The organism is Actinoplanes cyaneus, assembly GCF_016862095.1.
GTDB lineage: Bacteria > Actinomycetota > Actinomycetes > Mycobacteriales > Micromonosporaceae > Actinoplanes > Actinoplanes cyaneus.
Genome location: NZ_BOMH01000002.1, coordinates 156,462 through 173,952, shown reverse-complemented (window position 1 = coordinate 173,952; position 17,491 = coordinate 156,462). Strand labels below are relative to the sequence as shown.

Below are 17,491 nucleotides of genomic sequence, written 5' to 3'. Positions count from 1 at the left end.
GTCGCACGCCGGCCCGCGGTCCGACAGTGGAGATCCTCGCCATGACACCGAGTTCAGCGCATGACGGGTCCAGCCACAGTGGTGCCGGTGCGTCTCCTGGAGGTGTAGCTGGCACCACCCCGCTTACGGCTGCCAGCGACACCGCGCCGTCACCGGTCCTGCTCCTACCGTGATCTCGCAACGCCGCTGGAGCTGCGCACGGGCCGCACACGTGCGACCCGGCACCTGACGAAACGGGGGACGGATGACCACCATGATGGACGCCCGCGCGGCGAGCTCCGCGGAGCGCTCGCGAAGGCGGGGTGTGACGGCCTTCCTGCTGATCGCGTTCGGCGCCGCCTGGGGCTGGGAGGTGACGGCGCACGCCGTGCTCGGCTGGTCGCTGGTGAACCCGCTGGTGCAGCTGCCGGCCGGGTTCGCGCCGGCAGTCGCCGCGCTGGTGGTCCGGCGCTGGGTCACCCGTGAGGGTTTCGCGGACGCCGGCTCACGTCTGCGGCTACGCGCCGCCTGGCGGTACTACCTGGTGGCCTGGCTCGGCCCACTGGCCGTCGTCGCCGCGGTGATCGCCCTAGCCGCGGCGACCCGGCGGTGGAATCCGGCGGTTCGCCCGGTGGCGGACCTGATTCCCGGCGTGCCCGTCTGGACGGTGCCGTTGCTGCTCTGCCTGATCGCCCTGCCCGCCACCGTGCTCTTCTGGGGCGAGGAGTTCGGCTGGACCGGCTATCTGCTGCTCCGCGTCTGCCCGGGTCGTCCGCGCCGCGCCGCGCTGGTCGCCGGGCTGATCGCCGCGGTGTGGCACTTCCCCCTCGCACTGCTGGGCTACGCCGAGTTCGGACATCTCACTGTCGGCCTGATCGGCTGGACGGCGTGGATCGTGTGCCAGGAGATCATTCTGGCCTGGCTGCGGGCCCGTAGCCGCAGCATCTGGCCGGCCAGCCTGGCACACGCCGGCAACAACCTGGTACTCGTGCCGCTGACCACCGCGATGCTCCTCGGCCCAGGGGGTTTCGGCGAGGACGGCATTCAGTTGCTCGTGGTGCTGGTGCTTGCCGCGGCGGCAGCCGTTCCGTTCCTGCGAGCCGGCAAGGAGGATTGAAGCTCGGCAGCTGTCCCGGCCCGGCAGGCGGTCAGAGCCGGACGGCCGCAGCACAGCGGTACGGTCGCAGGATGAACTCGGTTGTGCGTGGCCTCCTGACCGGTCTCGCCGGGCTCGTCCTGGTCGGCTGCACCTCCACCTCGGCGGCCCCGGCGACCCCGGTGACGCCCCCGGCGGCCGGGCCGCTGACGACGATGACGGTCCGGGGAACCAGCCACCGGATCCAAGCCCCGGCCGGCTGGTCGGTGTCACTCTGGGCGAGTCTGCCCGGGGCGCGGTTGCTCGCCTGGAGCCCGGATGGGAAGCTGCTGGTCTCGCGTCCCAAGGTGGGCGACGTCGTCGCGCTCACCCCGGGCGGCGGCGACTCGGCGCCGCGGCAGAGCACCGTGGTGCAGGGGCTGAACCAGCCGCACGGCCTGGCCTTCCAGGGGGACACGCTCTATGTGGCCGAGAGCGATCAGGTCGACTCCTTCTCCTACTCCGCCGGGGCGGTCACCGGCAGGCGGGTGGTGATCGGCGGTCTGCCCGACGCGAAGAGTCCCGAGCTAGGCGGCGCCTACGCGCACGCGCTGAAGAGTGTGGCGATCGGGCGCGACGGCACGATCTACGTCTCGGTCGGCTCCACCGGGAACGTCTCGGCGCAGGATCGGGAGGCGAGCCCGGAGCGCGCCACGATCCTCGAGGCCCCGCCCGGCGGCGGCACCCCGACCGTGTTCGCGCGGGGCGTGCGCAACGGCACGGGTCTGGCGATCGCCCCGGACGGCGCGGTCTGGACGGCGGTCAACAACCGGGACAACATCGCCGACCCCGCGGACGGCAAGGTCAAGCAGCAGTACGTGAACGATCACCCGCTGGAGCCCCTGGCGAAGGTGACGCGAGGGCGGGACCTCGGATGGCCGTACTGCAATCCGGATCTTGATCGTGGCTGGGATCGTGATCATCAGCTGAACCGTGCCGGTGACAAGCTGGACTGCTCGAAGCTTCCGCAGATCGAGCAGGGGATGGGCGCGCACTCGGCGCCGCTGGGCCTGAGTTTCGCGACGCTGCCGGCGCCGTTCGGGCCGGGGGCGCTGGTCGGCGTGCACGGCTCGTGGAACCGGACGCCGCCCCGCGCGCCGGAGGTGTCGTTCTTCGCCTACGACAACGGCGGTCTCGGCCCGCAACGCACGCTGCTGGGCGGCTTCCAGGATGCCGGTGGCAACCGGTGGGGCCGCCCGGTGATGGCAGCACAAGGCCCCGACCGGGCCATCTACGTGAGTGATGACCTGGCCGGGGCGATCTATCGGGTGAGTCAGGACATCGCCACGTCGTCGAAGTAGACGGCGCCGGAGTTGTCGGCGGACTTCAGGTGCAGCTGCACGCCGGCGGCGCCGGCCGGGGCGACCGTGTCGACGACCAGCTTCGTCCAGGTGGTGTTGCCGACCGGCAGCCGGTTCGAGGTGGTCTCGCTGATCCACTTGCCGTTCTCGTCGAACCAGCTCAGCGAGATCTCGGTGACGCCGGTCGCGTTGAAGCCGCGGGCGAACGCCTCGGCACGCCACTTGTAGTTGGGCTGCACCGGGGTGATCGGCGCGGTCCGCATCGACGGCAGCCCGGAGCTGGTCCGGGTCGTGCCGGCGAACTTCAGCGAGTAGGTGCCGGTGCGCGCCGTGCCGGTGACGACCGTGCCGACGCCCGCCGCGGGCTGGTTCGCCTTCCAGGTCAGCTCGTTCGCCGGCGCCTCGAAGCCCAGGTTCAGGTAGGCGTTCGGCATGGCGCCGGTGGTCCAGGCGGTCCGCACGACCGACGCGGCGAGCTTGGCGGTGCCGTCCGCGCGGAACAGGCCGAACGTGTACTGCGCGGGGATCGTCGAGACGATCGACTGCGACGGGATCGCGCCGGCCGAGAAGTCGTTCAGCGTCCACGGCGCCACCGAGCCGACGCCGGCCTCGGCCGCCGCGCGGAACACCCGGGCCAGGTAGACGGCCTGCTCACCCTCGCTGGTCGCGCTGCTGCTCACGCCGGTCTCGCCGATCACGATCGGGGTGGGGGAGACGGCCGCCTGCGCCTTGCGGATCTCGGCGAGCGAGCGCTCCGAGTTGCCGTAGAAGTGGAAGTCGTAGTAGTCGAGCGGGGTGCTCACCAGCGCCGCCTTGATCTTCGCCATGCCGGCCGCGCCGGTCCCGCCGTCGACCGAGAGCGTCAGGGGCATGGCGGGGGCGATCGCCCGTACCGCGGGGATGATCTGCTTGACCCAGGTGACGGCTGCCGTGTCGTCCGGCTGGAACTCGTTCTTCACCTCGACGGCGATCACCCGCGGGTCGTCCTGGTAGGGGCCGAGGATGGCCTGCACCCAGGACACGCTGCGCGCGACCTCGCTGTAACCGGACCACCAGTCGAAGAGGGTGAACTTGACGGTCATGCCGTAGGAGTCCGCGATGCTGACGAACTTGCGCAGCTTCTCGGTGTACTCGACCTTCGGGGTCGGGTAGCCGAACGCGTCCGGGAAGACGATTACCCGCACGTTGGTGGCGCCCAGGCTCGCGGCCTCGGCCAGGTCCGCGTCGATCGCGACCGGGTCGAAGTTCGTCCACATGGCCGACCAGCCGGCGTTCGACGGGTAGTAGTTGATGGTCTTGGCGACCTTGACCGCGGCCAGGCGGTCGGCCAGGGTCGGCGTGACGGAGGCGGCGGCGGCCAGGTCCGGAGTGTCGGCGGTGTCGGCCTGCGCCGGCGACGCGGTGACCACGGTTCCCATCAGGAGCGAGGACGCCAGCAGCGAAGTCGCCAGGAAGGTGGCACGGAGTCGGTTGCGCATCGGGTGGGCCTCTCGCCAAGGTTGCTTTTCGGGGGCGCCCGTTTCGATCGGCGGGTATCACCCGGGTTGCAGGCCTTGAGTGAGGGCAAACACGTTGCAGATGGGGAGCGTGGGTCCGGTCCGGGACCCCCTCACGGTACGACGGTGACCGGCCACTTCCCACATCGGACGAGCCTGCCGGCGAGCGACCCGGCGATCCGGTGCAGCACCCCGGCGGAGCGCCCGACGATCACCGCGTCGGCCCGCGCCTCGCAGGCCGCGGCGGCCAGCTCCGTGAACGGCTCGCCGGTGCGCACCACGAGCTCCGCCGCGACGCCGAGCTGCGGAAGGTACTGACCGAACGTCTCCCGCAGCTCTTTCTCCACCGCGTCCTGCGCCTCGATCGCGGTGGCCGTCGCGCACCCGCCCGCGTCGCCGAGCGGCAGCAGCGCCGGGGGATGCGCCCGCACGTAGACGGCGATCAACCGGCAGTGCTGCCGGCGTGCCATGCCCACCGCGTACGCCGCCGCGCGCATCGACGGCGTCGACCCGTCGATGCCCACCAGGATCGATCCCGGTCCGTCCCCGCCCATAGTCGGCCACCCATTAAGTGAACGTGCAGCGTTCAGTTAAACCGACTGTATCCCGACGGAAACCGTTCAGCAATGAGCGGTCCCGTTGTCCTGCGCGTCACGCTCGGGGCTCCGCCGTTCGTCACCGGATCAACGGCGGCCTAGCCTGGGGGTGAACCGAACGCCAGGAGGAACCATGGAGTCACGCACCGATCTCATCGAGGACTTGATGAGCCGGTTCCCGCACGTCCCCCGGGAAGCGGTGATCAAGGAAGACCTGCTGCGTGGCGGTCTGGCGTTCGACGACTCGGCGCTGACCGACAACGAGAAGGGCGACGTCAAGCCCAAGTCGTACTTCATCTTCTCCTTCGACCACCGCACCCTGCCGGAGCTGGGCGAGGCCGCGCTGCGCCGCCCGCCGGAGGAGATCGTGCTCACCGGTGGCCCCTACGACCTGCGTCGCACGGTGGTGTCGGTGCGGACGAACCCCTCCTCGCCGTACCGGGTGAAGCCGGACGCCGACGGCCGCCTCAAGCTGTTCCTGGACGAGCGGGCGATCGCCGAGGTCGGCCTGCCGCCGATGCCCGACTACTACCGGCACACGCTCGCCAACGGCAAGCAGGTGATGGAGGTCGCACCGACCATCCAGTGGGGCTACCTCGTCTACCTCACGGTGTTCCGCGTCTGTCAGTACTTCGGCGCCAAGGAGGAATGCCAGTACTGCGACATCAACCACAACTGGCGCCAGCACAAGGCGGCCGGCCGTCCCTACACCGGGGTCAAGCCGATCGACGAGGTCCTCGAAGCCCTCGCGATCATCGACAAGCACGACACGCTGAAGACGTCGACGGCGTACACGCTGACCGGCGGCAGCATCACCTCGCAGGTCGGCGGCAAGGCCGAGGCCGACTTCTACGGGCAGTACGCCCAGGCGATCGAGGAGGCGTTCCCCGGCCGCTGGATCGGCAAGGTCGTCGCGCAGGCCCTGCCGAAAGCCGACGTCCAGCGCTTCAAGGACTACGGCATCCAGATCTACCACCCGAACTACGAGGTGTGGGACAAGCGGCTGTTCGAGCTGCACTGCCCCGGCAAGGAACGGTACGTCGGCCGCGAGGAGTGGCACCGCCGCATCCTCGACTCCGCGGAGATCTTCGGCCCGCGCAACGTCATCCCGAACTTCGTCGCCGGCATCGAGATGGCCGAGCCGTTCGGCTTCCGGACGGTCGACGAGGCGATCGAGTCTACGACCGAGGGCCTGCAGTACTTCATGTCACGCGGCATCACCCCGCGCTTCACCACGTGGTGCCCGGAACCGACCACGCCGCTCGGCAAGACCAACCCGGACGGCGCGCCCCTGGAATACCACATCCGGCTCCTCGAGGCGTACCGCGCGACGATGGAGGCCAACGGCCTGACCAGCCCACCCGGTTACGGCCCGGCCGGCGCCGGCCGCGCCGTCTTCTCGGTCAGCTCCTTCATGGACAGCCTCCCCGCCGAGGACTAGATCGCTTCCCGGGCAGGCTCCCCGCCGGGGATCCTTTCTGGGCAGGCTCCCCGCGGGGGATCAGACCACATCGTGGAGAGCCTGCCCGCCGAGGATCCGATCGCTTCGTGAAGAGCTTGCCGCCGAGGATCAGATCAAGGTCAAGTTCTTCATTGCCTGCGTCCGCCGGGGTACAGACCGTCGCTCCCGCGGGGACCCTTGCGGGCTTCGCAGGGCCGTGGCCGGCCCAGAACGCGAAACCCTCCAGGGCGACGTCCGTGGGTGGCTGGGCTCACCCCGGCCTCGCGGCTGCCCACCCGTGGGCGAGCGCTCCCGGAGGGACCCACGCGAGGCCCGCTTCGGGTCACGGCCGCCGCGCGCCGCCAGCTTCCGGCTGGTTCTCATGGGCGTTATTCGTGCCTCATAACGCCCATGAGAACCAGCCGGAACCGCAAGTCGCGCCGCAAGCCGGTGCGGGCAGCCGGTCGCGTCGAGTCGCGCGGCGGGCGCATCGCGCGGGTTGTGGCGTCGAGTCGCGCGGCGGGCACTTCGCGTCGCCGCGTCGCGACCGAGGCTCGGGTCCTGGTCGTAGCGCGAGTCGCGGTGTCCGGCTGGTGCTCACGGTTGTTATGAGGCACGAATACAACCGTGAGCACCAGCCCGGAGCGTGAGTCGCGCTACGAGCCGGTGCGGGCTGGTGGTCGCGTCGAGTGGGCTGGCGGGCGTGTTGCGCTGCCGGGCGCGTCGCGTCGAGTCGTGCGGCGGGGGCGTCGCGTTGCTGGGCGTGTTGCGCTGGTGGGCGCGTCGCGTCGAGTGGGGTGGCGGAGCGGGACGGTCGGGGTGGGGCTGAGGGGGTGGGGGTTGAGGGCGGGCATGATGGCGGGCGTGACTGATGAACTGATCTGGGACGAGGCGCGGCGGTGGCGTGAGCATCTGGACGCCAGCAACGGCACCGGCCCGAACGAGCTGACCCTGCGCATCCTCAAGATCACCGAGGAGGCGGGCGAGGCGGCTCAGGCCTGGATCGGCGTTCAGGGCCAGAACCCGCGCAAGGGCGTCACGCACACCGTTGACGACGTCGTGGGCGAGCTCGCGGATGTCGTCTTCACCAGTCTGGTGGCGATCGCCAGCCTCGGCGCCGACCCTCGGCAGGCCGTGACCGCGGTGGTGGAGAAGGCCGCGGGTTACCTGAGGTGAGCACGCTGGAGACCTTCGACGGCGAGTTGGAGCGCGACGAGGACTACACCGGGGTCCACCTGGACGGCGGGGAGTTCGACGACGTCCAGGCCGGCAACACCCGGTTCGACGAGTGCGCGTTCACCGGTGCCACGTTCACCGGCGGCGACCTGGGTGGCGCCCGTTTCGCCGACGTGCGGATGAGTCGTACCCGCTGGATCGGCACTTCCTGGCAGGACGCGGAGCTGCTCGACGTCACGATCGCCGACAGTGTCCTGGCCGGGGTGCAGGCGCACGGTGGTGCCTGGCGCCGGGTCGTCCTGCGGGGCTGCAAGCTCGACAGTCTCAACCTGCGCGGCACGCGCCTGCAGGACGTCGAGTTCCGGGACTGCGACCTGACCGAGGTCGATTTCGGCTCGACCACCCTGACCGGTGTCACCTTCCCGGGTTCCACGATCTCCCGGGCCCGGTTCACCAGGGCGGCCGTCAAGAAGCTGGACTTCCGCAAGGCCCGTTCCCTGGACGTCGCCGAGGGCTGGGACTTCCTGCGCGGCGCCGTCATCGACCACGACCAGCTGCTGGAGTCCGCCCAGGCGCTGGCCCAGACCCTGGGCATCCAGGTCAGGGACCGCTGAGCAGCAACGGCGGCCGGCGCTCCTGGAGATCCCCGGTCTGTGACTCCCAGGCCTTGGCGAACTCCAGGAGACCCCGGTCGTCGTGGTTACGCCCGATGATCTGCAGGCCGATGGGCAGACCGCCGGCGCTGAACCCGGCAGGGACGGCCAGCACCGGCGCGTTGATGAGCGTCCCGATCGTGGTGACCTCCATCCACCGGTGGTAACTGGACATCGTCCGGCCGCCGATCGTGTGCGGCCAGTGCTGCGTCGCGTCGAACGGCAGCACCTGGGCGGTCGGCAGGACGACGTAGTCGTACGTCTCGAAGAGCACCCGGAAACCCTCGTAGAGCCGGCTGCGCGACTCCGAGTTCTCGGCGACGTCGATCGCGGACAGGCGGGTCAGCCCCTCGTACTCGAAGATAGCCTCGGGTTTGAGCAGCGGCCGCAGCGCGGGGTCGTCGTGCACGGACGCGACCGCCAGGCCGGCGAGCCAGTGCCGGTAGGTCAGCCACGTCGGCCACAGCGCGTCGTTGCCGAGCCCGGGCAGCTCGTCGAGGGTGTCGACGGTGATGCCGAGCCCCGCGAGGCGGTCCAGCGCGGCCCGCGTAACGGTCAGGACCTCGGGTTCCATCGGGAGGTAGCCGCCGAGGTCACCGAGCCAGGCGACCCGCCGGCCGAGCTCGCCGCGAGTGTCGTCGTCGGGTAGGGCGAGCGGTGATCGGGCGTCGTAGCCGCTCATGGTGCGGAACAGCAGCTCGAGATCGGTGGCGGTACGCGCGATCGGGCCCTCGACGCCGCCCTGCGCGATGAACTGATCCCCGCCGGCCGAGGGCACCCGGCCGAACGAGGGGCGCAGGCCGTAGACGTTGTTCCAGCCGGGCGGGTTGCGCAACGACCCCATGAAGTCGCTGCCGTCCGCGACCGGGAGCATGCGCAACGCGACGGCCACTGCCGCTCCGCCGCTGCTCCCACCGGCGGTTCTCGTCTGGTCGTACGCGTTCAGGGTCGTACCGTAGATGTCGTTGTAGGTTTGGGAGCCGAGCCCCAGTTGCGGGACGTTCGTCTTGCCGATGAAGATCGCCCCGGCCGCCCGGATCCGTTCGACGAAGAGCGAGTCGGCCGCCGCCCGGATCGGCGGCACCAGGCCGTAACTGCTGGTCAGCCCGCTGACGTCGGCCAGGTCCTTCACCGCGTGCGGAAAGCCGTGCATCCAGCCCTGCGGAACGCCGCGATCCTTCTCGGCAGCCTCGGCGAGCAGCTCGGCGCGGGGCCGGAGTCCGACGATCGCATTGACAGCCGGGTTGATCTTGTCGATGTGGTCGAGGTACGCGGTCATCACCTCGACGCAGCTCACCACCCGGTCCCGGATCGCCGCGGACAGTTCTGCCGCCGTCCAGTGCACGATCTCGTCCACAGCTGTGTCCTTTCCCGAGCGTCCGACGGCGACCATTCTCTATGCGAGGACGACGACGGGGGAGGGCGCCGGGGCGTACGCGGTGAAGTGCTCTTCCGGGGTCCGCTGCCGGAACTGTTGCGGGCTGACCCCGCGCTCCCGTTTGAACGCCGCGCTCAACGCGAAGGCGCTGCCGTAACCCACCTGCCGCGCCACCGCCTCGAGGGTCGCGTCGGGGGAACGCAGCAGGTCGGCGGCGAGGATGAGCCGCCAGCCGGTCAGGTACGCCATGGGCGGCTCGCCGACCAGCTCGGTGAACCGCCGGGCGAGCAGCGACCGGGACACCCCAGCCCGCGCGGCGAGGGTGGCGACCGTCCACGGCGAGGCCGGCGCGGAGTGCAGCAGCCGCAGCGCCGGCCCGACGATCGGGTCCCGCCCGGCCCGGTGCCACCCGGGGACGCCGGTGTCCGGTCCGGCCAGCCACGCCCGCAGCACCGAGACGAGCAGCAGGTCGAGCAGCCGGTCCAGCACCAGCGCCTGCCCCGGATCGTTTCCGGACATCTCCGCGGCGAGCAGCCGGACCAGGGTCCGGTCGGTGGCGGCGGCCGGCTGCACCAGCACGGTTGGGAGCGCGCCGAGCAGGCGGCGGCTGACCTCGCTCTCCACCTGGTACGTCCCCGTGATCATCTCGGTGCCGGCGCCGGCGGGGTCACCCCAACTGCGCACGCCCAGGTGTTCCTTGGGGACGCCGTCCACAGTGGTGCAGACCTGCCCGGGCCCGATGATCGTCTGCCAGGGCGTCGAGGGGTCGTCGGCGACCGTGTACGGCTCCGGGCCGCGGATCACCGCCACATCTCCGGGTTCGAGCCCGACGGGCGTGTCGTGGATGATCTGCGCCGCGCCCCGCACGAGGGTGACCAGGGTCAACGGCGCCCGGTCCTGGATCCGCAGCGCGAACGGCGGCTCCAGCACCGTGCGCAGCAGGAAGGCGCCTCGTGCGCGCGGCCCGTCGAGCAGCCCGGTCAGCGTGTCCACCCCGCAACGATGACACGGCCCAGGCAGATCAGCGCGAGCGTGCTCAGCACCGTGCGAGCGTTGTTGACCGGCACCCACGCGCCCTCGAAGTCCTGCCGGGCACGTGCCGCGTCGGCCAGGGACGCCGACGCCAGCTGGTCGTTCAGCGGCACCGCGATCCCCATGGTGAGGAGCAGCACCACCAGGTAGAGCGCGGCGGCGGCGATCGTCCACCACATCGCCGCGCGGTCGCCGGCCCGCCCGGACAGCACCGCGGCGACCACCGGGAACACCAGCGCCCCGAAGAAGACCAGGAAGAACAGGCCGTTCTGGATGGACGCGTTGAGATGCTGCATCGCGGTGATGAACGTCCGGTCGTCGGCGGTGCGCAGGCCCGGCATCACCGAGGTGGAGAAGGCGAAGAAGACCCCGGCCATCAGTCCCGTGCAGAGCAGCGCGGCCAGGAGGAACAATCGCTGTGTCATGCCCCGATTCCACCGCCCGGCGGCGGGACGGACCATGGCCGCGCATCCCCGATGCATACGCGAGCGTCCACGGCCCGGTCAGCGCGCCGCGACCTCCTGATCGTGGTGACGGCGGCTCGCCAGGACGTCGGTGGTGGCGGCGATCAGGGCGGCCACCACGAAGGCGATCGTCACGGTCAGCGACGTCCGGAAGGCCAGGCCCCAGTCCCCGCCGTGGTGGGCGAGCCGGTTGAAGAAGACCGCGCCCACCCCCGCGATCCCGATGGCGGTGCCGATGCGCTGCCCGGTCTGCAGCACCGCGGCGGCGCTGCCGGCCCGGCGGACCGGCACCTCGCTGAGCGTCAGCGTCTGGTTGGGACTGATCACCAGCCCGCTGCCCAGGCCCGCGACCAGCAGGGGGACGACCGTGGCCCAGCCGGCGGCACTGCCCGTGACGACGTTGAGGACGACGACGGCGCCGGTCAGGCCGAGCGCGACGATCACCAGCCCGGCGACCACGAGCGTACGGCCGAGGTGGTCGACCTTGCGTCCGCCGATCGCCGCGGTGACCGCGGAGCCGAGCGCGAACGGCGTGATCGCCAGTCCCGCCTGCAACGCGGTGTAGTGCAGCCCGTTCTGCAGGAAGAGCGTGTACGTGAAGAAGATCGACGTGAACCCGCCGAAGTACAGCACGCCGACGAGGGCGCCGAGCGCGTAGGACCGTACCCGGAAAAGTCCCAGATCGATGACCGACGTGGAGTGCCGCCCGAAGCGCCGCTCCCAGATCCAGAACCCGGCGAGCACCGCGGCCGCCGCGACGACGAGCAGCCACTTGCCGTTGCCCTGCCACTCGCGTTCCTGCACGAGCGGCAGGAGCAGCAGGAAGACGCCCACGCCGAGCAGCACCACGCCGACCGGGTCGAGACTCTCGTGCTCACGGTCCTCGCGGGGCCGCGTCGGGATCCACCGGTGGCCGAGAACGATCGCCGCGAGCCCGATCGGCACGTTGATGTAGAAGATCCACCGCCAGCCCTGTTCGGCGCCGAACACCTGGATGAGCAGCCCGCCGAGCAGCGGCCCGACCGCCGTGGAGATCCCGATCGTGGCGCCGAGCAGCCCGAACGGCTTCCCGCGCTCGTGCGGCTCGAACAGCTGCTGGATCAGGCCGGAGACCTGCGGGTTCACCACGCCGGCCGCGGCGCCCTGGACGAGCCGGGCGATGATCAGCCACAGTGCGCTGGTGGCGAGCCCGGCGGCCGCGCTGGCCAGCGTGAACACGGCCAGGCCGACCATGAAGGCGGTGCGTCGGCCGCGGGCGTCGCCGTACCGGCCGGCGGGCACCAGCAGCAGGCCGAACGTGAGGGCGTAACCGGACAGCACCCACTGCAGCTCACCCGAGCCCAGTTGCAGATCGGCGCGGATCGAGGGCAGCGCCACGTTCACGATGCTGACGTCGAGCAGGGTCATGAAGCCGGCGACCAGGGCGACACTCATCGCCCGCCAGCGGTTGTGCGATGTCACCACCGGCCAGTTCCCGCCGCTCGATCACGCAAACGGATATCTGGCTTGCTCGATGTCACTAGGGTGGCGCGCATGGTTTCCAACGCGCGGCGGCGCGTCGTCACGACCCTGGTCGCCCTGGTGATCGGGTGGCTCGGCTGGCTTGTCGTCAGCACCAACACCCACACGCAGGACGAGTTGGCCCGTGAGTCGCGGCAGCTCATCCAGGAGTATTCGCCGGACTGCGACGGCAAGACGATGCGGCCCGGTGACAACTGCATAGCCTGGGGCCGCGGCTCCGACGCCGTGCGCGGCACCTACGAGGAGCGGATGCAGCGGTTCTCCGACGCGAACCAGCCCGAAGATCTCGCCCGCGGCGACAGGCGCTGGCGGTGGGCCGGTTACGTGCTGTTCGGCATCGCCGCGCTGCTGCTGCTCGCGGTGATCCGCCGGCTGTACGTGGTGCTGCGCGCCCCGGCTGCCCGGCGCGCGCTGGCCGCCAACCACAGTTGGGTGTACGTGCGGTCCGACCCGATGGGGGCCTCGAACGCGCGCCTGCCGGCCTACGTGCAGGCCGAGCCGGCCGCCCGGGACATCGTCACGGGGCACCGCAACGCCGTGTCCTTCCAGCTGTTCTCCTATCTGCGGGCCGGGCGCGAGGAGCAGCAGGCGTGCTTGGTCACGATGCCCGTCGCGGTGCCGCGGATGGTGGTGATCCCCGGCGCGGAGGTTCCGTTCAGCGCCGACACTGGCCCGGAGGCCCGCGCGCTGCTCGCCGGCCGGTTGGGGATCAAGCCGAAGGACTACTCGGTGCCGGGCTTCGCGGCCGACGGCAACCGGCTCGTCCGGGCCCGGGCGCCGCAGGCGTCACCGGCGCGGCTCGAGAAGTTCGTCGACGAGACGGTGGAGCTCAGCCGGCGCCTGGTGACCGCGCTGGCCACCGAGCAGGTGGCGGCCGAGCAGACTCGGATCGACGACTCGCGGCGCGTGCCGGCATACACCTCGCCGCCGGCGCCCGCGCCGTCGCCGCTCGGCGTGACCGAGCCGCGGGCGCCGATCACCGCCCGGGTCGTCTGCACGGTGATCGGCGCCGCGATCTCGTGGGGCGGCATCAGCCTGTTCCCCGCCGGTCACCCGGTCTGGGGCACGATCGTCTCGCTGATCGGCGCGCTGTTCCTGCTCGGCGGGCTGGCGTGGATCCTCTCCACCGTCCGGGTGCGCCGCGGTCGTCCCCGGTTCGCCGCCGCGCGGTCCGCGACGTTCCATCGCCGGGACGCCGACCTGATCACCCGGCTCGGCCTGCCGATCCTCGACGCCGGCTCGGCGGCCGCCGCGTACCTGGTGTCGGGTCAGCACAACAGCCGGGACTTCCACGTCTTCGAGTACGCGGACAAGGGCGGCGCACCGGGCACCGCGTTCGCCGTCCGGCACCCGACCGCGGGGCTGCCGCTGCTCTCGCTGCGCGCACTCGGCGACCGTCGCAAGGACAGCTCGGAGCAGGGCCGGCTGCTGCTCACCGATCAGGTGATCACCCGGCTGGACGAGGTGAAGGCCGGCACGTTCTTCGCCGCCGGCGACTGGATCGTCGGCAAGAATGACAACGTCGTCGCGCTCACCACGGAGAACACTTTGTCCAGATTGGATTCGCTGGCCCGGGCCGCGGAGATTCTCGCCGAGGCTCGCCGTCAGGCCGGTGGATAAAGCGGGGATGCATACCCTCGAATTCAACTTCCATCCCATTCTGTACGACCGTAAAACTGCCAAGAATACGTCGGATTGAACTCTCCCGGGGTGGGCATTCGAGTTGTCGAATGACCCGCTTACAGGGAGGCAACGTGAGTGACCTAACCACCGGCGCCCACTCTTCGAAGGCGAAGCAGGTCGCCACGGAAGGTACGCAGGCGGCCGGCCAGGCAGCGTACGAAGTGAAGGACACCGCCAAGGAGCAGGCGCAGCGCGTCACCGCCGAGGTCGGCGCCCAGGCCCGCAACGTGGCGGGCGAGGTGCGTGACAAGCTGGGCGAGCAGGCCCGCTCGCAGAGTGACCGGCTGGTCAGCGGCATCCGGGAGACCGCCGACCACCTCGACGAGATGCGCGGCGACCGGTCCGGCACCCCCGCCGCGGCCGTGGTGTCGCGGGTCGCCGACGGCGGCCGGCAGCTCGCCGACTACCTGGACCGCAACGGCCCCGAGGGCGTGCTCGCCGAGGTGCAGGACTTCGCGCGGCGTCGTCCGGGCGCGTTCCTGGCGACCGCGCTGGCGGCCGGCTTCGTCGTGGGCCGGCTCGGCAAGGGCATCGCCAAGGCCGACTCGGGCACCGACAGCAAGCCGGTCGGTGACTCCTACTCGACGGCGGCGCCCACCCCGGCGCCCCTGAGCACCCCCGTGGTGCCGGCGACGACCACGACCACCGGCACCGACTACGCCGCCACGACCGGCGCGGGCGCCGACTACGTGGGCACCACCGCCACCGGCGAGACCTACCCGGGCACCACCTCGAGCGCCGACTACGTCGGCACCGGCACCGGCACGCCGCTGCTGGTCGAGGAGGAGTACCCGATCGGGACGCGGGAGCCGCGGCCGTGACCACCCCCTACCCGCAGGACCACTCCGAACAGGTCGAGCAGACCTCGATCGGCGAGCTGATCGGCAACATCAGCGACGACCTGTCGCAGCTGTTCCGCCAGGAGGTCGAGCTGGCCAAGGCGGAGATCAAGCAGGAGGCCGCGAAGGCCGGCAAGGCCGCCGGGATGCTCGGCGGCGCCGGTTTCGCCGGCTACCTGGCCGTGGTGCTGCTCAGCTTCGCCGCGGTGTTCGGCCTGGACGCGGTCATGCCGGCCGGCTGGGCCGCCCTGATCGTGGCCGCGATCTGGGGAATCATCGGCGCCGTCCTCTACGCGAACGGCAAGAAGAGGCTCAAGACCGTGGACCCGATGCCGCGGCGCACCGTCGACACGATCAAGGAGGACGCGCAATGGCTGAAGAACCCGACCGGCTGAGGAACGACATCGAGCGGACCCGCGCGTCGCTGACCCGCGACGTCGACCTGCTCGCCGAGAAGACCAGCCCGAGCAGAGTCGCGAAGCGGCGGTGGACCGCGGTGAAGGAGAAAGTCATGGGAAGCGCCGAGCACGGCCGGCACGCGGTCAGCGACACCACCTCGTCGGCGGTCAGCACCGTCCAGGACAAGGCGTCGTCGGCGGCCGGCACCGTCCAGGACAAGGCGTCGCAGCTCGGTGACACCGTCAGCGAGAAGGCGCACGACGCGGTCGGCGCCGTGAAGAGCGCCCCGCGCGTGGTCGCCCAGCAGACCGCCGGCAGCCCGCTCGCCGCCGGGGTCATCGCGTTCGGCGTCGGGATGCTGGCCGCCGGCCTGCTCCCGGTCACCGAGGTGGAGCGCCGCGCCGGCGCTCAGCTCAAGGAGAACAGCGGCGACCTGGCCGACCAGGTCAAGGACCTCGCCGCCGAGGTCAAGGACGAGCTGACCGGTACGGTCCAGCACGCCGCGCAGGAGGTCAAGGGCACCGCGCAGGAGGCCGTGCAGGCCACCAAGGAGCAGGCCCAGGACTCGGCGCAGCGCGCCAAGACGCAGACCCAGCAGGCTGTTTCCTGATCCACCGGTAACCACCGGTGCTGCCCGCTGACGTCGTCCCCGTGTCAGCGGGCAGCACCGTCTTCCCCGTACAACACCCGAGGAGAGCCCATGAGTCGCCGTGAGCACGAGACCGGCGTCGACGCGGCCGCGACCACCCGCACCGGCGAGGACACGCCGACGGACCTGAACACCACCGTCGGGCCCGACGCCGGCCCGGACAACCCGGCGCAGCTGCGCGGTCGTGGACTGTTCGCCGCGTTGCGCCGTACCGTCAAGCAATTCTCCGAGGACAACCTCAGTGACTGGGCCGCGGCGCTGACCTACTACGGGGTGTTGTCGATCTTCCCGGGCATCCTGGTGATCGTCTCGCTGCTCGGCATGCTCAGCAGCGACGGCCAGAAGGTGGTGCAGGACGCGGCGCACCAGCTCGCCCCCAACGCGGAGCTGCAGAAACTGGTTGACACCGTCCTCACCCAGGTCAAGGACCCCGGTGCGGCCGGGATCGCGGCGATCTTCGGTCTGCTCGTCGCGTTCTGGTCGGCGTCGGGTTACGTCGCGGCGTTCATGCGCGCGTCGAACGCCGTCTACGACGTGCCCGAGGGCCGGCCGATCTGGAAGACGCTGCCGATCCGCGTCGCGGTGACCGCGGTCGTGGGCGTGATGCTGATCGTCTCCGCCGCTATCGTGATCTTCACCGGTGACCTGGCCCAGCTGGTCGGCGACAAGATCGGTCTCGGCGACGCGGCCGTCACCACCTGGAGCATCGCCAAGTGGCCGGTGCTGCTGGTCCTGGTCAGCCTGATGTTCGCGATCCTCTACTGGGCGTCGCCGAACGCGCGGACCGGCGGGTTCCGCTGGGTCAGCCCCGGCGGGCTGTTCGCCGTCGTGCTCTGGATCCTGGTGTCCGTGGCGTTCGCGATCTACCTGGCGAACTTCGCGAACTACAACAAGACGTACGGCACGCTGGGTGGTGTGATCGCATTCCTGGTCTGGATGTGGATCACCAACATCGCGATTCTGCTCGGCGCCGAGCTCGACGCGGAGCTGGAACGTGGTCGCGCGATCGCGGCCGGACATGATCCGTCCGACGAGCCGTTCCTGGAACTGCGCGACGATCGGAAGATCAAGAAAGGCAGCGAAAAGGGCCTCAGCACCTGATCGGAAAGCGCGGAAAAGGACGCGGTGATTGAAAGCCCGCGATCCGGGGAATGCGTGCCGCCATGAAACGGACGTTGATCATGGCGGCCGCCCTTCTCGCGCTGGCGGGTTGGCCGCGAGGCGGATCGCGATCAGAAGATCGGGAGGTACGCCGAGGAGAACTCCCCGAAGTGGGCCCGCGAGCGTGGCCTGCGCCTCTGGCTGTTCTCCAATTCGCTCGGCCTCGTGATGGGCCTGATCTTCCTGCTGTCCTGGCTCGGGCAGTCGATCGCCGGGCGGGCCGCGTTCAACGAGGAGCAGCTCGGCAACCTGGAGGATCCGGTCTCGTGGCCGCGGTACCTGACCGAGCCCGACTTCTGGAACCGCACCCTGCAGAACTGGCAGTCCGAGCTGCTCGCCGTGGCGTCGATGGCCATCCTGGCGATCTACCTGCGGCAGCGTGGCTCGTCCCAGTCCAAGCCGGTCGGCTCTCCGCACACCGCGACCGGCGTCGAGGGCTGACCCGATCCGCCGGGGCGGGGGTGGCCAGGGAAACCGGCCAAAAGCATAATCATCCTCTTCATTGCCTGGTGATCCCCTATTCGGTGAAGTAACCGACAGTCCCGTTTGGAGGGGAGACCTGCGGGTACCCGGGTTCGCCCCGGCACG

Annotated in this window: 16 protein-coding genes and 1 pseudogene; 11 read left to right on the top strand and 6 right to left on the bottom strand. The window is 70.7% G+C overall.

Annotated elements, in window-relative coordinates:
- The first annotated feature begins 304 nt into the window (after nt 1–304).
- Both Acy02nite_RS01740 and Acy02nite_RS01735 read left to right on the top strand, forming a co-directional pair.
- The gene (locus tag Acy02nite_RS01740) at nt 305–1,096 is read left to right on the top strand and encodes a CPBP family intramembrane glutamic endopeptidase (protein ID WP_203737937.1); all 792 of its coding nucleotides are present in this window, start codon (nt 305–307) and stop codon (nt 1,094–1,096) included.
- A gap of 71 nt (nt 1,097–1,167) precedes the next feature.
- Nucleotides 1,168–2,415: a PQQ-dependent sugar dehydrogenase gene (locus Acy02nite_RS01735; RefSeq protein ID WP_203737936.1), complete on the top strand. Its 1,248-nt coding sequence runs from the start codon at nt 1,168–1,170 to the stop codon at nt 2,413–2,415.
- On the opposite strand, the gene Acy02nite_RS01730 is transcribed toward Acy02nite_RS01735, so the two are convergent.
- Both Acy02nite_RS01730 and Acy02nite_RS01725 read right to left on the bottom strand, forming a co-directional pair.
- Nucleotides 2,388–3,893, bottom strand: coding sequence for a cellulase family glycosylhydrolase (locus Acy02nite_RS01730; protein ID WP_203737934.1), 1,506 nt, complete (start codon nt 3,891–3,893; stop codon nt 2,388–2,390). The two genes, Acy02nite_RS01735 and Acy02nite_RS01730, sit on opposite strands and share 28 nt — an antisense overlap.
- A gap of 131 nt (nt 3,894–4,024) precedes the next feature.
- Complete coding sequence (locus tag Acy02nite_RS01725) at nt 4,025–4,465, bottom strand: universal stress protein (protein WP_203737932.1); 441 nt, start codon at nt 4,463–4,465, stop codon at nt 4,025–4,027.
- A 175-nt stretch (nt 4,466–4,640) separates the two neighbouring features.
- Here Acy02nite_RS01725 and Acy02nite_RS01720 point away from each other — a divergent pair, with 175 nt between their 5' ends.
- The 3 genes from Acy02nite_RS01720 to Acy02nite_RS01710 all read left to right on the top strand — a co-directional run bounded on the left by Acy02nite_RS01720 (nt 4,641) and on the right by Acy02nite_RS01710 (nt 7,738).
- Nucleotides 4,641–5,948, top strand: coding sequence for a radical SAM protein (locus tag Acy02nite_RS01720; protein ID WP_203737930.1), 1,308 nt, complete (start codon nt 4,641–4,643; stop codon nt 5,946–5,948).
- A gap of 864 nt (nt 5,949–6,812) precedes the next feature.
- The gene (locus tag Acy02nite_RS01715; RefSeq protein WP_239174063.1) at nt 6,813–7,124 is read left to right on the top strand and encodes a MazG-like family protein; all 312 of its coding nucleotides are present in this window, start codon (nt 6,813–6,815) and stop codon (nt 7,122–7,124) included.
- Entirely contained in the window at nt 7,121–7,738 is a 618-nt protein-coding gene (locus tag Acy02nite_RS01710) for a pentapeptide repeat-containing protein (RefSeq protein ID WP_203737926.1), read from the top strand. The genes Acy02nite_RS01715 and Acy02nite_RS01710 overlap by 4 nt, the downstream gene beginning before the upstream one ends.
- Here the strand turns inward: Acy02nite_RS01710 and Acy02nite_RS01705 are convergent.
- The 4 genes from Acy02nite_RS01705 to Acy02nite_RS01690 form a co-directional block, all read right to left on the bottom strand.
- Nucleotides 7,725–9,134: an amidase gene (locus tag Acy02nite_RS01705; RefSeq protein ID WP_203737925.1), complete on the bottom strand. Its 1,410-nt coding sequence runs from the start codon at nt 9,132–9,134 to the stop codon at nt 7,725–7,727. The two genes, Acy02nite_RS01710 and Acy02nite_RS01705, sit on opposite strands and share 14 nt — an antisense overlap.
- A 39-nt stretch (nt 9,135–9,173) precedes the next feature.
- Nucleotides 9,174–10,148, bottom strand: a complete 975-nt coding sequence (locus Acy02nite_RS01700) for an AraC family transcriptional regulator (RefSeq protein WP_203737923.1) — start codon at nt 10,146–10,148, stop codon at nt 9,174–9,176.
- Nucleotides 10,136–10,612 (bottom strand): anthrone oxygenase family protein, encoded by a 477-nt coding sequence (locus Acy02nite_RS01695; RefSeq protein WP_239174061.1) that lies wholly within the window; start codon nt 10,610–10,612, stop codon nt 10,136–10,138. The genes Acy02nite_RS01700 and Acy02nite_RS01695 overlap by 13 nt, the downstream gene beginning before the upstream one ends.
- A 78-nt stretch (nt 10,613–10,690) precedes the next feature.
- On the bottom strand, nt 10,691–12,085 hold the full coding sequence (locus Acy02nite_RS01690) for an MFS transporter (protein WP_203738110.1): 1,395 nt from the start codon (nt 12,083–12,085) through the stop codon (nt 10,691–10,693).
- Nucleotides 12,086–12,184: 99 nt separating this feature from the next.
- Here Acy02nite_RS01690 and Acy02nite_RS01685 point away from each other — a divergent pair, with 99 nt between their 5' ends.
- From Acy02nite_RS01685 to Acy02nite_RS01660, 6 genes and pseudogenes are all read left to right on the top strand, one after another.
- Nucleotides 12,185–13,792, top strand: a complete 1,608-nt coding sequence (locus Acy02nite_RS01685; RefSeq protein WP_203737919.1) for a hypothetical protein — start codon at nt 12,185–12,187, stop codon at nt 13,790–13,792.
- 134 nt (nt 13,793–13,926) lie between these two features.
- Nucleotides 13,927–14,676 (top strand): hypothetical protein, encoded by a 750-nt coding sequence (locus tag Acy02nite_RS01680; RefSeq protein ID WP_239174059.1) that lies wholly within the window; start codon nt 13,927–13,929, stop codon nt 14,674–14,676.
- Nucleotides 14,673–15,089 carry a phage holin family protein gene (locus Acy02nite_RS01675; RefSeq protein WP_203737915.1) on the top strand — a complete coding sequence of 139 codons (417 nt, stop codon included), beginning with the start codon at nt 14,673–14,675 and terminating at the stop codon, nt 15,087–15,089. Before Acy02nite_RS01680 ends, Acy02nite_RS01675 begins: the two co-directional genes overlap by 4 nt.
- A complete protein-coding gene (locus Acy02nite_RS01670; protein WP_203737913.1) occupies nt 15,065–15,703 on the top strand; it encodes a DUF3618 domain-containing protein in 639 nt (212 codons plus the stop codon). Before Acy02nite_RS01675 ends, Acy02nite_RS01670 begins: the two co-directional genes overlap by 25 nt.
- A gap of 90 nt (nt 15,704–15,793) precedes the next feature.
- Nucleotides 15,794–16,843: a YihY/virulence factor BrkB family protein gene (locus Acy02nite_RS01665; protein ID WP_203737910.1), complete on the top strand. Its 1,050-nt coding sequence runs from the start codon at nt 15,794–15,796 to the stop codon at nt 16,841–16,843.
- 123 nt (nt 16,844–16,966) lie between these two features.
- Nucleotides 16,967–17,344 (top strand): annotated as a pseudogene (locus Acy02nite_RS01660) (DUF6766 family protein); the annotation flags it as partial.
- Nucleotides 17,345–17,491: the final 147 nt, after the last annotated feature.

What these genes read in the sequence shown, in the direction of transcription:
- Acy02nite_RS01735 (WP_203737936.1), top strand. Translation starts at nt 1,168, where the DNA reads ATGAACTCGGTTGTGCGTGGCCTCCTGACCGGTCTCGCCGGGCTCGTC.
- Acy02nite_RS01730 (WP_203737934.1), bottom strand. Translation starts at nt 3,893, where the DNA reads ATGCGCAACCGACTCCGTGCCACCTTCCTGGCGACTTCGCTGCTGGCG.
- Acy02nite_RS01725 (WP_203737932.1), bottom strand. Translation starts at nt 4,465, where the DNA reads ATGGGCGGGGACGGACCGGGATCGATCCTGGTGGGCATCGACGGGTCG.
- Acy02nite_RS01720 (WP_203737930.1), top strand. Translation starts at nt 4,641, where the DNA reads ATGGAGTCACGCACCGATCTCATCGAGGACTTGATGAGCCGGTTCCCG.
- Acy02nite_RS01695 (WP_239174061.1), bottom strand. Translation starts at nt 10,612, where the DNA reads ATGACACAGCGATTGTTCCTCCTGGCCGCGCTGCTCTGCACGGGACTG.
- Acy02nite_RS01690 (WP_203738110.1), bottom strand. Translation starts at nt 12,085, where the DNA reads ATGAGTGTCGCCCTGGTCGCCGGCTTCATGACCCTGCTCGACGTCAGC.
- Acy02nite_RS01685 (WP_203737919.1), top strand. Translation starts at nt 12,185, where the DNA reads ATGGTTTCCAACGCGCGGCGGCGCGTCGTCACGACCCTGGTCGCCCTG.
- Acy02nite_RS01670 (WP_203737913.1), top strand. Translation starts at nt 15,065, where the DNA reads ATGGCTGAAGAACCCGACCGGCTGAGGAACGACATCGAGCGGACCCGC.
- Acy02nite_RS01665 (WP_203737910.1), top strand. Translation starts at nt 15,794, where the DNA reads ATGAGTCGCCGTGAGCACGAGACCGGCGTCGACGCGGCCGCGACCACC.